The sequence below is a fragment of the Siccirubricoccus deserti genome, from assembly GCF_014283215.1.
Taxonomy (GTDB): Bacteria; Pseudomonadota; Alphaproteobacteria; order Acetobacterales; family Acetobacteraceae; genus Siccirubricoccus; species Siccirubricoccus deserti.
The window spans coordinates 1-13,816 of the sequence record NZ_JACOMF010000070.1; the positions used below are offsets into that span (position 1 = coordinate 1).

Consider the following 13,816-nt stretch of genomic DNA (forward strand, 5'->3'; position numbering starts at 1 on the left):
CTCAGCTTCTGGGATTACCTCGGCGCCAGGCTCGGCATCCCAGGCCAAGCCAGCATCCCGTACTTGCCCGACTTGGTCCGGCAGCGCTGCCAGCCCGCCTGACCACCACAGGTTTTGCCCCTCTTACTAACGAAGGCCGGTTTTGAGAGACGCTCTTAGGTTTGCAAACGACAGGCTACGGCGGATTGGCGGTCGGACATCAACGCGAGTCGCCGTAGATCGGGTCGTGGGCGCCCGCGAGGCGTCGATCCTCCGACGCTCGGCCGCAGCGGCTTACGTTCAGCCCCGGACGCACTCCGCTGCCGCCAGGATCACCCCGGCCGGGGCCGCAACAGGCAATCGTGACCCGGCTTGCGCACCGCCGCCTTCGGCGGTGGTTGACGGAGCCGTTGCGACCATGCGCCATGGCAGCCATCGGGGGCAGGGGGGGAATGGCTGATGCAGACATCATCGCGCGGGCCAAGGCGGTCCCTGGCGGTCATCGGGCCGGTGCTGCTGGCGTCGCTGTCGGGCTGCGGCCTGACCGTCGAACGGACCAGCCGCCTCGATGCGATGCAGCGCGACCTTGCTGCAGCCGAGACCCAGGGCGGCGTGCTGCGCCAACGGGTGGCGGAACTGGAATCGACCCTGGCGGCGGAGCGCCAGGCCGCCGGCGACCTCGCCGTGCTGGACCAGCGGCTGGCCCAGGCGCGCGCCTCGCTTGCCGCCGCGCAGCGCGGCCGGGCCACGGCCGAGGTCGAGGTGCGGGCGCAGCGGGCCCGGCTGGCCGAGGAGGAACGCCGGCTCGCCGGCCTGCAATCCGAGGCCGGGGCGCTGGAGCAGAGCCAGACCGAACGCCGCGGCAGCGTGGCGGAGACCGAGCGGCGCCTGGCCGGGCTGCAGGAGCAGGCCGGCAGCGAGGATCGCCGGCTGACCGGTTTGCGCGACCAGTCGACCGCGGCGGAACGGCGCCTCGCCGAGCTGCGTAACCAGGCGACGGCCCAGGATGGCCGGCTGGCCGCCCTTGGCGAACGTGCCGTCGCCGAGGAACGGCGCCTCGCCACGCTGCGTGAGCAGGCGGCGACCACCGAACGGAACCTCGCCACGCTGCGGGAGCAGGTGGCGACGGAGGACCGCAGCCTGACGAGCCAGCGCGCCCGAGTCGCCACCGAGGAGACCCGGCTGCAGGGGCTGCGAACCACCATCCAGGAGGCGGAGCGCAGCCTGGCCGAGCGGCGCCAGGCCAGCACCGAGACCGAGCGGCGGCTTGCCGCGCTGCGAGCCGATACCGCGTTGGCGGAGCGCGAGCTGGCGGCGCGGCGCGCCACCCTGGCCGAGACCGAAACCCGCTTGGCCCGTACTACCCAGGCAGCCGAGGCCGCCGACCAGCGGGTGCGTGGCCTGGGGGCCAACGTCGCGGAAGCGGAACGCCGGCTGGCCGGGCTGCGCGAGAGCGTGACCGCGGCGGAGTCGACTCTGACCGAGCGGCGCAACGCGGTCAGCCAGGCGCAGGCGGAGCTGGCGCGCCTCGGCACCGCGCGCGAGACTGCGGCGGAGACCCTGCGCAGCCTCGAGGCCCGCAGCGCTGAGCTTCGCGCTGCGGTCGGCACGGCGGAGCGGCGGCTGGCCGAGCTGCGCGATGGCACGGCAGCGGAGGAGCGCCGGCTGCAGACCGCGCGGACTGAGACCGCGGCGGCCGACACCGAGCTGGCGAGCCGCCGCAACGCCCTGACCGAGCTTGGCACGCGGATGCGTGGCCTGGAGGCGGAGACCCGGCAGGCCAGCACCGCCGCCGAGGCGGCGCGGCAGGAACAGGCCCAGCTCCGCCGCGAGCTGGAGGCGATGCGCGGCGAGGTGGTGGCACTGGAGCGGCGGCGAGACGCGCTGAACGGCGAGATCACCGCGTCCCAGGCACGGCTGGAACAGCAGCGCCGTGACCTTGCGGACACCATGGCGCGGCTGATGCAGGAGCGGTCGAAGGCATCGGAGGCGATCCCGGCGGCGGGGCCGGCCGGTGTCCCCGCAGCCGATCGCGCAGCGCCGATGGAAGGTGGCGGGCGGCAGTAGGCCAGGTCGGGCATCGTAGCACCGCCGGTGCACGCCCCGGGGTATTCACCCGGGGCAATCATGCGCCGCAGGGACCGCGCTCATGTCCGAACGCCGATCCTCCGGAGCCATTCTTGCGGAGCGGCGCAAGCCCCTCCGCGATCCGCTTTACTCGGCGCGGATGTTGGCGCTGCGGGCGATGTCGCGCCAGACGATCGATTCCTCCCGCACCTGGGTGGCGAAATCCGCCTGGCTGGTCCAGGTCGCCTCCGCCCCCTGCTCGGCCAAGGCCGCGCGCAGCGGCGCGGTCTGGCTGGCCTGCCGCATCGCCGCCGCCAGCTTCTGCTGGATCGCGGCAGGCAGCCGTGGCGGGGCGACCATGCAGTACCAATTCTCCGCCAGCAGCCGGGGCACGCCATATTCGGCGGTGGTCGGCAGATCCGGCAGGGCGGCGCTGCGCTGGCGGGCCGCCAGCGTCAGCGGAACCATCCCCCCGGCGCGGATATGCGGCAGGATCACCGGCAGGTCGGCAAACAGCAGCTGGATCTGACCGGCGACCAGATCGGTCACCGCCGGGGCGGCGCCGCGATAGGGGACCACCTCCACCTCCGCCCCTGTCAGCGCCTTGAACAGGAAGGCGGTGAGGTGGGAGATTCCGGCGGCACCGGCGGTGCCGATGTTCAGCTTGCCTGGCTGGCGCTTGGCCAGCGCCAGCAGCTCCGGCAGTGTCTTCACGCCGAGGCTCGGATGCGCCACCAGCGCCTCCGGCACCGTCGCCACCACGGTGATGAGGCCGACATCCTCCGGCACCTTGTAGGGCATGGTCGGCTGGGTATGCGGGACGATAACCAGCGAGCCGCCGTCGCAGATTGCCACGGTGTAGCCGTCGGGCGCGGATTTGAGCGCGCTGTCGGTGCCGACGACGCCGGAGCCGCCGGCCCGGTTCTCCACCACCACCTGCTGGCCGAGGATTGGCGTCAGCGCCTGGGCATAGAGCCGGGCGATGATGTCGTTGGGGCCGCCGGGCGGGAAGGGGACGACGATGCGAACCGGCCGATTCGGCCAGTCGGTGCCCTGGGCAGTCCCTTGGGCCAGGGCGGTGGTGGGCAGCAGGCTGGCGGCGGCCAGCAGGGTGCGGCGCTGCATGATTGAGCGTTCCTCCGATTCTGCCGCAGCATACCGGCGGCGGACTCGGGCGCAATCCCGCCGCCCGGCAGGGCCATGTCGGCCAGCGGATACCGAGGAAGGACAGGCGCATGCGGCTGAACCACGTCGCCAACCGGCTCGACGCCCGGCATTTCGAGACGGTGGTCGCGCTGCTGAAGGAACAGCTCGGCTTCACCGAGTTACGGCGGACCGAGCGCGCAATCTGGCTGCGCCAGCCGGGCGCCAATGTGGACCTGCAATTCAGCCGCAGCGACACCGCCGGGCGCGATGCCGACAAGCTGCGGTCGCAGGTCGCCTTCCTCAGCGACACGCCGCGTGAGGCGCTGGAGGCGTTGGCGGCGTGGCTTGAGGCGCGCGGCCTGGCGGCCACCGTCGGCAGCTACTCCGACCGCGAGTTCTACCTGGATGCCCCGGCCGCCTTCGTCGATTTCGTCATCGAGGCGATGCGGCCGGAACTCGCCGACTACGGCATCAAGGCTTGAGGCGGATCACCCCGCCGCATCCTCCAGGATCATCGCCGCCGCCTTTTCGCCGATCATGATGGAGGGCGCGTTGGTGTTGCCGGCGACCACGCTCGGCATGATGGAGGCATCCGCCACCCGCAACCCGCCGATACCATGCACCCTGAGCCGCGGGTCGACCACGCTGTTGCTGCCGGTGCCCATGGCGCAGCTGCTCGACGGGTGGTGGTTGGAGACGCCGGTGCGGCGGATGAAGCCTGCCACCTCCGTCTCCTGCTCCGTCGCCGGGCCGGGGACCAGCTCCTCCACCACATAGGGCCGCATTGCCGCCTGGCCGACGATGCGCCGCGCCAGCGCCACGCCGGTGACCATTGCCTGCATGTCATAGGCCGAGCCGAGGAAGCCGAAGGTGATGGCAGGCGGCGCCAGCGGGTCGGGGCTGGCCAGCCGCACCGTGCCGCGGCCATCCGGCGACAGATGCACGAGGCCGAGGGTGAAGCCGGGGAAGGGGTGCGGCACCACCTTTTCGGCGGAGCGTTCCAGCGTGCTCCATTCCATCAGGTTCATCTGCAGGTCCGGCCGTTCCAGCCGGCTGTCGGAGCGGGCGAAGACCCCGGCGCGGATGCCGTTCACCGCCATCGGGCCGGAGCGGTTCACCCCGTAGCGCAACGCCGCCAGGATCTTGCGTGGCCAGCTGTTCTCCAGGTCGTTCAGGGTGATCTTCCGGCTGCAGCGCCACATCAGATAGGTGCAGAAATGGTCGTGCAGGTTGGCGCCGACGGCCGGCATGTCCCGCACCACCTCGATCCCCATCTCCCGCAGATGCTCGGCCGGGCCAAGGCCCGAGAGCTGCAGCAGCTGCGGCGAGCCATAGGCGCCGCCGGAGACGATCACCTCCCGCCGCGCCCGTGCCACCTCCCGCCCGCGTGGCGATTGGTACTCGACGCCGATCGCGCGTCCCGCCTCGATCAGCACCCGCGTTGCCTGGCAGAGAGTGCGGATCTCGAGATTCGGCCGCCCCGCCGCACTCTTCAGGTAGGCGCGGGCGCTGCTCCAGCGGCGGCGGCCACGGGTGGTGGTCTGGTAGTAGCCGGCGCCTTCCTGGCGCGGGCCATTGAAATCCGGGTTGCGCGGCAGGCCGGCCGCTTCGGCCGCCGCGATCATCGCCTCGGCCAGCACCGAATGGCCGGGCTGGTCGGCGACGTTCAGTGGCCCCCCGGTGCCGTGCAGCTCGCTGGCGCCGCGTTCCTGGTGCTGCGCCTTGCGGAAATAGGGCAGCACCGACTCCCAGTCCCAGCCGACGCAGCCGCGCTGCCGCCAGTCGTCGTAGTCGCGCGGATTGCCGCGCATGTAGACCATGCCGTTGATCGAACTGGTGCCGCCCAGCGTCTTGCCGCGCGGCACATAGATCCGCCGGCCGTCGAATTGCGGCTGCGGCTGGCTCTCGAATTTCCAGTTCACCCGCGGGTCGACATAGGTGCGGGAGAAGCCGAGCGGGATGTGGATCCAGGGATTGCGATCCGGCGGCCCGGCTTCCAGCAGCAGCACCCGGTGGCGGCCATCTTCCGACAGCCTGGCTGCCACCACGGCCCCAGCCGAGCCGGCGCCGGCGACAATGAAATCGAAGCTGTCCGGGCTGTCCGGCAGCCGCTTCCCGTTCGACATCGCTTCCCCCCACGGCCCAGCCTGGATGGCTAGTGCCCGGGCGTATCCTTGACCAACGGGACGAAGGAGGAAACCAGTCGCAGCGTCTCCTCCGCCCGGGCCGGCAGCTGCTCGGCGGAGAGGCTGAGGCTGTCGAGGAAGCGTCCGCCCGTGGTGTAGAGCGAGAGCTCCAGCCCGTCGCCGACGATCTCCGGCCGGCAGACCACCTCCTCGCCAGGCGCCTCGCCGCGGGCCACCGCGACGAACTCGCGGATCTCCTCCAGCCCACCCAGCTCCTCGCCGCCCTCGTCAAGGAAATCGGCGATCTCGGCCGCGACCTCGGAGGCCGGCACGAGTGCCAGCGGCACACAGCCCTCATGCGCCTCATGCACCGCATTGCGCCAGCGGTCGAAGGCGGTGGCGCGCGCTGCCTCCTCGGGCGATTCCTCGCCCTCCTCCGGCAGCTTCGGCAGGCCATGGACGGCGATCTCCTCCCAGACCGGGATCGACCAGTCGAGCTGCAGTCCGAGCAGCACGCCGAAGCCATCCTCGTCCAGGCTGTCAGCCAGGATCGGGGGCAGTGCGGCGGGCGGCTTGCCGGCGACCATGTCGAGCAGCACGTGGCGGAGCGCGCAGGGGTTCAGCTGCGCCAGCGCCGAGGGGGAGCGCCAGCCCGGCAGGAAGCGGAGTTCGATGCTGTCCGGCAGCACGCCGGCGGCGACCAGGCTCTCGGCCAGGGCTTCCGGCTGCGGCGCCCCGCCGGGCGGCAGCGCCACCGGCAGCGCCACCAGCTCCGCCCAGCCGGCAGGGCCGACCGCGGCGCCCTCGGCCAGCGCCAGCAACTCCATGGCGAGATCCTCGGCCGCCGCCTCGCCATAGCGGTCGCCCGCCTTGCGGATCGCCAGATCGAGCACACCCTGCCGTCCGGCGTTCAGCAGCTCCTGCGCCAGCGCCTCGAATTCCGTGCCGCCGTCCTTGACGAAGGCCTTCACCAGGCGGTCGGCCGGGGTGGCGGCGGCGGAGGATTTGCCCGCGGATTTACCGTCGGGCCGTCCGGAGGCGGTGCGCGGGCGGGCGAATTTGGCATCGAGGCCCACCGCCGCGAGCGCGGCATCGCCATGCAGCAGATGTCCGCGGTGGCGCCAGGCCAGGCGGTTCTCCGGCGTATCGGCGCGGCCATCCATCCAGCGCCGGAAGGCGGCGCGATCCGCGACCTGAACCACGACCTGGACGCCGGCCGAGGCCAGCTCGGCGGCCACCGCCTGGTTCACCTCGGTGATGGTGTCGAGATCCTCCGCCGTTCCGGGACGCAGCGTGTCCAGCGTCTCGGCGTCGGGGAAATGGGTGAGCAGGACACTCGCCAGCTCCGGTGCGACGTCCCGCGCCAGCGCGGCGGCCCGTTCCACGATCCGCGCCCTGCGATCAGCGGCCTCCAACATGATGCGTCCTCCGAAGTGGGCGGAGCTTATGGCCGCGGCCACAACGGCTCAACCGGCGGCCAGGCCTGTTGGCTGGTTGCGTGATCCACGCTTTGCCGCTGCGGCTCAGCCATAGGCGAGCGCGGTTTCCGCGCCGCGGCTCATCTCCTTCGGCACAGCCTGGCCGGTCGCGGTCAGCGCCAGCGCCTCCGCCACCCTTATCCCGTCCACCCCGGCGCTGAGGATGCCTCCGGCATAGCCGGCGCCCTCGCCGGCCGGGTAGAGGCCGCGGGTGTTCACGCTCTCGAAATCGAAGCCGCGGCGGATGCGGATCGGGCTGCTGGTGCGGGTCTCGACGCCGGTCATCACCGCATCGGCGCGGGCGAAGCCAGGGAGCTGCGTGTCCAGCGCCAGCAGCGCCTCGCGCATTGCCGCCACCGCGAAAGCCGGCAGGCAGAGCGCCAGATCGGTCGGCGTCACCCCGGGCTTGTAGCTCGGCACTACCGCGCCGAGCGCGGTGCTGGGCCGGCCCGCCAGAAAATCCCCGACCAGCTGCGCCGGGGCGCGGTAATCGCCGCCGCCCGCCGCATAGGCCGCCCGCTCCCAGCGGCGCTGGTATTCCACGCCGGCCAGGACATCGCCCGGGTAGTCGGTGGGGGAGATGCCCACCACCAGCCCGGCATTGGCGTTGCGCTCGGCCCGCGAGTACTGGCTCATGCCGTTGGTGACGAGATGGCCCGGCTCGCTGGCCGCGGCCACCACCGTACCGCCGGGGCACATGCAGAAGCTGTAGACGCTGCGGCCGCTGGCTTCCCCTGGGCCGCAATGGTGCACCAGCTTGTAGTCGGCGGCGCCGAGCAGCCGGTTGCCGGCATGGGCACCGAAGCGGGCGCGGTCGATCATGCCCTGCGGATGCTCGATGCGGACGCCGATGGAGAAGGGCTTGGCCTCCAGGAAGACGCCGCGGTCGCGCAGCATGGCGAAGCTGTCGCGGGCGGAGTGGCCGATCGCCAGCACCACCTGGCTTGCAGCCAGGGTCTCGCCGCCCTCCAGCACCACGCCGCGCAGCCGCCGGGTGCCGTCTGGATCGGGTTCGATCAGCAGGTCCACCACCCTGGTGCCGAAGCGGTACTCGCCACCAAGGCGTTCGATCTCGGCGCGGATGCTCTCGACCATCGTCACCAGGCGAAAGGTGCCGATATGCGGCTTGGAGATGTAGAGGATCTCCTCCGGCGCCCCGGACCTGACGAATTCGCGCAGCACCCGACGGCCGTAGTGGCGTGGGTCCTTGATGCCGGAATAGAGCTTGCCGTCGGAGAAGGTGCCGGCCCCGCCCTCGCCGAACTGGACGTTGCTCTCGGGGCTCAGCACGCCGCGGCGCCACAGCGCCCAGGTGTCCTTGGTGCGCTGCCGGACCGGCGTGCCGCGTTCCAGGATGATCGGCCGGAAACCCATCTGCGCCAGGGTGAGCGCCGCCAGCAGCCCGCAGGGGCCGGTGCCGACGACGATGGGGCGGGTGGCGCCGTCCGGCGCACGGGCGACGAAGCGGTAGCTGGTGTCGGGTGCCGGGCCGATGCGCGGGTCGCCGGCGTGGCGGCGCAGCACCGCCTCCTCGTTCTGCACCGCGAGGTCGAGAGTATAGACCAGCATGATGGCGCGTGGGCTGCGCGCATCATGGCCGCGGCGGAACACAAGCAACTCCTCCAGCGCCGCGTCCTCAAGGCCGAGGCGGGCCAGCACCGCGGCCCGCAGCGCCTCTGGCGGGTGGTCAAGGGGCAGGCGCAATTCAGTCAGGCGGATCATGGGCTTCCAGGCAATCTGCGGTAGGCTCGGTGGTTCCCGAACCCGAGGTTCGCCGTCATTGCGGCGCCCTTCGGCTTCGGTCCACCAGCCTTGTTTTCAGCGGTCTGCTTGTCCCTTCCGTTCGCCGCAAAATGCGGCGAGCTTCAGGGGCGGGACACAAGGACCCTCCGCAAAACCGCGTCGCAGTTCTGGGGGGGATCCGATGATCGGTTGCGACCAGCGCTTCGGCACGCTTTCCGCGGCAAAGCCATGGAAGGCCGCCAGCAAGCGCCTGGTTCTGATTGGCGCTTTTAGAGCAGAACGCCGGATGGCGGAAATGCGATCCGGGCAGGCGGAGGACGGCAGATGGAACAGCGGATACTCGGGCGCAGCGGGTTGCGGGTCTCGGCGCTTGGTTATGGGGCAGGGGCGGTGGGCGGGCTGCTGGTGCGTGGCACCCCGCAGGAGCAGGAGGCCTCGCTGGGCCGCGCCTTCGCCGCCGGCATCACCTATGTGGATACCGCCCCGGCCTATGGCGATGGGGAAAGCGAGCGGAACCTTGGCCGCGCCCTGAAGGCGCTGGGCGCGACGCCCTGGCTCGGCACCAAGGTACGGCTGCCGCCTGCGGCGCGCGGCGACATCGCCGGGGCCATCGCCGCCTCGCTGGAGGCGAGCCTCGCCCGGCTTGGACGCGACAGCGTCGATCTGTTCCAGCTGCACGATCCGATCGGTTCGCCCGGCGGCTACACGCTGGCGCAGGTGCTGGACGAAGCCGTGCCGGCGATGCAGCGGCTGCGCGACCAGGGCAAGTGCCGCTTCCTCGGCATCACCGCGTTGGGCGACACGGCGGCGCTCGGCCGGCTGCTGTCGGCCGGCGTCATCGACACCGCCCAGGTGCCCTACAACCTGCTCAACCCGAGCTGGCTGGCGCCGATGCCGGCCGGCTTGCCGGGGCAGGATTTCGCTGAACTCGGGCTGGACGCGGTGTCATGCGGCGTCGGGCTTATCGGCATCCGCATCCTGGCCGCCGGAGCGTTGTCGGGGACGGCGGAGCGGCACCCGGTGGCGATGCCGCAGGTGGCACCGATCGCCTCCGGCGCGGATTACGCCACGGACCTGACGACCGCCCTGCGCCTCACGCCGCTGGTCGCCGAGGGCCATGCGTCGAGCCTCGCGGAGCTCGCCATCCGCTACGCCATCACCCCGCCGCAGATCGCCACGGCGCTGATCGGCACCGCTTCGATCGAGCAGCTGGAGATCGCCATCGCCGCGGCGGAGAAGGGGCCTCTCCCGGTCGAGACCCTGGCCCGGATCGCAGCAATCCTCGCACCGGGTCGCTGAGCCGGACATGCGACATCCACGGTTGGCTGGGCCGCGCGGGTGATCCCGGCGCGGCTGCAGGGCTATGCGCTGGTGCTGGTGAGCAGCGGCGCCTGGGGCTTCAATTGGCCCGTCATGAAGCTGCTGATGCTGGAATGGCCGCCCTTCACCTTCCGCATCCTCAGCGCCCTGGTCGCCATCTCGCTGCTCCTGCTGCTGGCCCTGGCGCAACGGCAGCGGCTGCTGCCGCTGCCCGGGCAATGGGGGCGGCTGGCGATGGCGGCGGTGCTGAACGTGACCTCCTGGCTGGCGCTGGCGCCGCTGTCGCTGTTCTGGCTGGACGCCTCGGAGGCGGCGATCATTGCCTATACCATGCCGGTCTGGGCGACGGTGATGGCCTGGCCCTTCCTCGGCGAGCGGCCGAACTGGCGGCGGCTGGCGGGGCTCGGCCTGGGGCTGTCCGGGGTGACGCTGCTGATGGCGGGGCAGCTCGCCTCGATCCCGGCGGCGGCGTTAGTGGCGAAGCTGCCCGGGGTGGCGGCGATCCTCGGCACGGCGCTGATGTTTGCCGGCGGGATCATCTTCACCAAGCGCTTTCCGGTGCAGATGCCGCCGGTGCCGCTGGTTGGTTGGCAATTGGCGATCGGGATTTTGCCGGTCGCGGTCATCGCCCTGATCTTCGAGCGGGTGGAGTTCGGCCGCGTCACCGTGCTGGGCTGGGGGTGCCTGGCTTATGCGGCGCTGATGGGACAGGTGCTGGCCTACCTTGCCTGGTTCCGTGCGCTGCGGCTGCTGCCGGCGGGCACGGCGGCGATCGGCTCGCTGCTGGTGCCGGTGATCGGCGTCTTCAGCAGTGGGCTGGCGCTGGGCGAGCCGCTCGGGCTACGGCAGCTGGCAGCGCTGGCGCTGACGCTCGGCGGGGTGGCGCTGGCGGCCCGCAGGTGAGGCAGGGGGCTGCGGGATGCAGTGCCGAGGTCAACCCGATTCCCTTGTGCGACTCGAAGGCGGGAGAGGGTGCGGCCCGGAAGCCTGGGGAGTGTAGCTGGCAGGGCACGTAAAGAATCTCGACAGGCACTCGGGGTGGGCTTGCCAAGGCGGCGCCGGGTCGCGCTCCATCACCCCCTGCGCCTTTTCGACGCCTGACACGAAAAAGGCCGCCAACCCGGCGGGCTGGCGGCCTGTTGTCCTGCTGGAAGACGCTGTCAGGCGGTGCGGCGGCGCGCCACGCCCAGGCCGAGCAGCGCCGTGCCGAACAATGCCAGGGACATCGGCTCCGGGATGGCGATGATGATGTCATCCATGATGGTGCCGAAGAAGTCATTGCGGGTGGTGATGGTCACCGAGGTGAAGGGCGTGTCTGAGATGAAGCCGGCGAAGTACAAATTCGGATGGTCAAGGGTGACGATGTCGAAGCTCTCGCCCCCGATGTCGATAGTGACCTCACCGGCGTAATCCATGACAGTACCGAAAAAGGCGCCGAAGGCGGTCGTCGGGGCAAAAGTCAGGGTGACGGACTGGCCGCTCAAGGCGAGTGCCAGCACGGCACCGCTGCCCCAGTCATACATCGGGTCGAAGGCGGGATCGATTGCATAGACCTCGTCGACGGAAGCGCCATAGGTGATGCCGCCGACCGTCTGGCCGCCAAGGGGAAAGGGTTCCTCCGGCGTCGCGAAGCCCGAGAAGTTTTGGGTGACAGTCCCGCTGTGGCTTGCCGCGATCGCCGCAAGGAAGTCGGATTGGCTGGTGTAGGTGGTAACCGCGGCCTGGGCTGCGGTCAGGTACGCCCCGGTCAGAAGACCCAGGGCGGCAAGGGCCAAACGGCGCATAAGGCTATCTCCAGCAGAGTTGCCAGGCTTGCTGCAAGCCCTGTGCCATAAAGTTAAGATATTGAAATTATTAAGGATGACCGGGTGCGGCACCATGGAGTGTAAATTTACCCGACAAATTCCCCTATCTGGTCCCGCAGCCTTTGCCCGCCTGCCGGGCTTGTCGGCCGCCCCTGATATGTTATCTCGTAACGCCATGCCTCCTCGCTTCGCCGACCCACTCGCCTTGGCTTCCGGTGCCGCCGCCCGCCTGGCGCTGGCGGCCGGCGTCCTGGGGCTGCTCTGGATCGCCGTTGCCTGGGCGATGGCGGCATGAGCCGCGCAGCCGCGCCGGCGGAGATCCGGGTCGCCGACCTCACGGTCTCCCACCACCGGCGGCCAGCGGTGCATCACCTGTCGGGCCGCTTCGCCCCCGGCAGCCTCACCGCGGTGGTCGGCCCGAATGGTGCCGGCAAGACCACCCTGCTGCGGGCGCTGGCCGGGCTGCACCGCCCCGACCACGGCAGGATCGAGGGCGCCGCCGGCCAGGTCGCGCTGCTGCCACAACAGGCGGCGCTGGACCGTGGCTTTCCGCTCGACTGCCTTGATGCCGTGCTGTTCGGCCTGTGGGGCAAGACCGGGGGCTTCCGCGCCATCCGTCCGGCGGCGCGGGAACGGGCCGAGGCGGCGCTGGCCGCGGTCGGGCTGCAGGGCTTCGAACGGCGACCGGTGGGCAGCCTCTCAGCCGGGCAATTCCAGCGCGTGCTGTTTGCCCGGCTGCTGCTGCAGGACGCCCCGGTGATCCTGCTGGATGAGCCCTTCAACGCCCTCGACGCCCGCACCTCGGCCGATCTGCTGACGATGGTCCGGCGCTGGCATGGCGAGGGCCGCACCATCATCGCCGTGCTGCACGACCTGGAACTGGTGCAGCGCGAATTCCCCGAGACCCTGCTGCTGGCGCGCGACTGCCTCGGCTGGGGGCCGACCGGGCAGGTGCTGACCGCCGCCAACCGCTTGCGCGCCCGGATGATGGCCGAGGCCTGGGATCCCGACGCCGGGATCTGCGCCCGGCCGGACGCCGCCTGATCCTGGACCACCTCCTCGGACCCTTCCTCGACCACGGCTTCCTTCGCCGCGCGCTGGTCGGCTGCCTGGCGCTGGCGGTGGCGGCGCCGCCGCTTGGGGTCTTTCTGGTGCTGCGGCGGATGTCGTTGACCGCCGATGTGCTGGCGCATGGCATCCTGCCCGGCGTCGCCGCCGCCTTTCTGCTGGCTGGTCTCTCGGTACCGGCGATGGCGGCGGGCGGGCTGGTCGCCGGCCTCGCCGTCGCGGTCGGCGCCGGGGCGCTGTCGCGGGCGACCGGCGGGCGGGAGGATGCCTCCCTGGCCGCGCTCTACCTTGTGGCACTGGCGGCCGGCGTTGCCATGGTGTCCTGGCGCGGTGGGGCGGTGGAGCTGACCAACCTGCTGTTCGGCAGCGCCCTCGGGGTGGATGATGCGGCGCTGCTGCTGATGGCCGGCGCCGCCACCATCACCCTGCCGGCGCTGGCCCTGGCTTGGCGGCCGCTGGTGCTGGAATGCTTCGACCCTGGCTTCGCCCAGGCGGTGGGGGCGCGCGGGGCGTGGTGGCACATGGGCTTCCTCGGCCTGGTGGTGTTGAACCTGCTGGCCGCCTTCCAGGCGCTCGGCACGCTGATGGCGGTGGGGCTGATGATGCTGCCGGCGATCGCCGCGCGGCATTGGGCACGGCAGGTCGGCGGCATGGTCTATGCGTCGGTGGGCATCGCCATGCTGGCGGCGGTGGCCGGGCTGCTGCTGTCCTTCCATGCCGATGTCCCGGCCGGGCCGGCAGTGGTGCTGGCGGCTGGGGCGGCCTGGGCGGTCTCGATGGTGGCCGGGCCGGTGGATGGGCTGCTGGCGCGGCTCAGACGGCGGCACCTGGAGGGGTAGGCGTGCCCCGGCCGAGGCTGCCTGGCCAGGGCGGGTCTTCGCTCCGGTAAGCGCCGCCTTGCCGGTGCTGGAGCCGTTTCATCCAGGCCGGGAACAGTCTGCGTGAAAAAAGCTGCTCTAGGGCGGAATCCGATCATTCTGGTTCATAGCCTGCGGCGGTGAAGTAGTTTCGGCACTCTTCCGGGGTAAAGCGTGGCAGGGCGTCGCGGATGGCATCCCAGAGCCCGTCGATGGTCCGCGCGGCG

The 13,816-nt window shown here is 71.3% G+C and carries 12 protein-coding genes and 1 pseudogene; 7 read left to right on the plus strand and 6 right to left on the minus strand.

What is annotated here, in order from left to right:
• Positions 1-438 precede the first annotated feature (438 nt).
• Complete coding sequence (locus tag H7965_RS25730) at positions 439-2,046, plus strand: coiled-coil domain-containing protein (protein WP_186773414.1); 1,608 nt, start codon at positions 439-441, stop codon at positions 2,044-2,046.
• A 147-nt stretch (positions 2,047-2,193) separates the two neighbouring features.
• Here H7965_RS25730 and H7965_RS25735 read toward each other — a convergent pair whose 3' ends face one another.
• Positions 2,194-3,171 carry a Bug family tripartite tricarboxylate transporter substrate binding protein gene (locus H7965_RS25735; protein ID WP_186773415.1) on the minus strand — a complete coding sequence of 326 codons (978 nt, stop codon included), beginning with the start codon at positions 3,169-3,171 and terminating at the stop codon, positions 2,194-2,196.
• Between the two features lie 110 nt (positions 3,172-3,281).
• Here H7965_RS25735 and H7965_RS25740 point away from each other — a divergent pair, with 110 nt between their 5' ends.
• Positions 3,282-3,674, plus strand: a complete 393-nt coding sequence (locus H7965_RS25740) for a hypothetical protein (RefSeq protein WP_186773416.1) — start codon at positions 3,282-3,284, stop codon at positions 3,672-3,674.
• Between the two features lie 6 nt (positions 3,675-3,680).
• On the opposite strand, the gene H7965_RS25745 is transcribed toward H7965_RS25740, so the two are convergent.
• From H7965_RS25745 to H7965_RS25755, 3 genes are all read right to left on the minus strand, one after another.
• Positions 3,681-5,318, minus strand: coding sequence for a GMC family oxidoreductase (locus H7965_RS25745; RefSeq protein ID WP_186773417.1), 1,638 nt, complete (start codon positions 5,316-5,318; stop codon positions 3,681-3,683).
• A 29-nt stretch (positions 5,319-5,347) separates the two neighbouring features.
• Entirely contained in the window at positions 5,348-6,736 is a 1,389-nt protein-coding gene (locus tag H7965_RS25750) for a hypothetical protein (RefSeq protein ID WP_186773418.1), read from the minus strand.
• Between the two features lie 105 nt (positions 6,737-6,841).
• On the minus strand, positions 6,842-8,518 hold the full coding sequence (locus H7965_RS25755) for an NAD(P)/FAD-dependent oxidoreductase (RefSeq protein WP_186773419.1): 1,677 nt from the start codon (positions 8,516-8,518) through the stop codon (positions 6,842-6,844).
• A gap of 345 nt (positions 8,519-8,863) precedes the next feature.
• Here H7965_RS25755 and H7965_RS25760 point away from each other — a divergent pair, with 345 nt between their 5' ends.
• Together H7965_RS25760 and H7965_RS25765 are read left to right on the plus strand one after the other, a co-directional pair.
• The gene (locus H7965_RS25760; RefSeq protein WP_186773420.1) at positions 8,864-9,838 is read left to right on the plus strand and encodes an aldo/keto reductase; all 975 of its coding nucleotides are present in this window, start codon (positions 8,864-8,866) and stop codon (positions 9,836-9,838) included.
• 39 nt (positions 9,839-9,877) lie between these two features.
• The gene (locus H7965_RS25765; RefSeq protein WP_186773421.1) at positions 9,878-10,762 is read left to right on the plus strand and encodes a DMT family transporter; all 885 of its coding nucleotides are present in this window, start codon (positions 9,878-9,880) and stop codon (positions 10,760-10,762) included.
• Between the two features lie 257 nt (positions 10,763-11,019).
• On the opposite strand, the gene H7965_RS25770 is transcribed toward H7965_RS25765, so the two are convergent.
• Positions 11,020-11,643, minus strand: a complete 624-nt coding sequence (locus H7965_RS25770; protein WP_186773422.1) for a PEP-CTERM sorting domain-containing protein — start codon at positions 11,641-11,643, stop codon at positions 11,020-11,022.
• A gap of 28 nt (positions 11,644-11,671) precedes the next feature.
• Between H7965_RS25770 and H7965_RS25775 the strand changes: the two genes are divergently transcribed.
• The 3 genes from H7965_RS25775 to H7965_RS25785 are packed head-to-tail and all read left to right on the plus strand — an operon-like array spanning position 11,672 to position 13,571.
• Positions 11,672-11,959 (plus strand): hypothetical protein, encoded by a 288-nt coding sequence (locus tag H7965_RS25775; RefSeq protein ID WP_186773423.1) that lies wholly within the window; start codon positions 11,672-11,674, stop codon positions 11,957-11,959.
• Positions 11,956-12,708, plus strand: a complete 753-nt coding sequence (locus tag H7965_RS25780; protein ID WP_186773424.1) for a metal ABC transporter ATP-binding protein — start codon at positions 11,956-11,958, stop codon at positions 12,706-12,708. The genes H7965_RS25775 and H7965_RS25780 overlap by 4 nt, the downstream gene beginning before the upstream one ends.
• Positions 12,705-13,571, plus strand: coding sequence for a metal ABC transporter permease (locus H7965_RS25785; protein WP_186773425.1), 867 nt, complete (start codon positions 12,705-12,707; stop codon positions 13,569-13,571). Before H7965_RS25780 ends, H7965_RS25785 begins: the two co-directional genes overlap by 4 nt.
• A gap of 133 nt (positions 13,572-13,704) precedes the next feature.
• On the opposite strand, the pseudogene H7965_RS31350 reads toward H7965_RS25785, so the two are convergent.
• Positions 13,705-13,816 (minus strand): annotated as a pseudogene (locus H7965_RS31350) (IS630 family transposase); the annotation flags it as partial.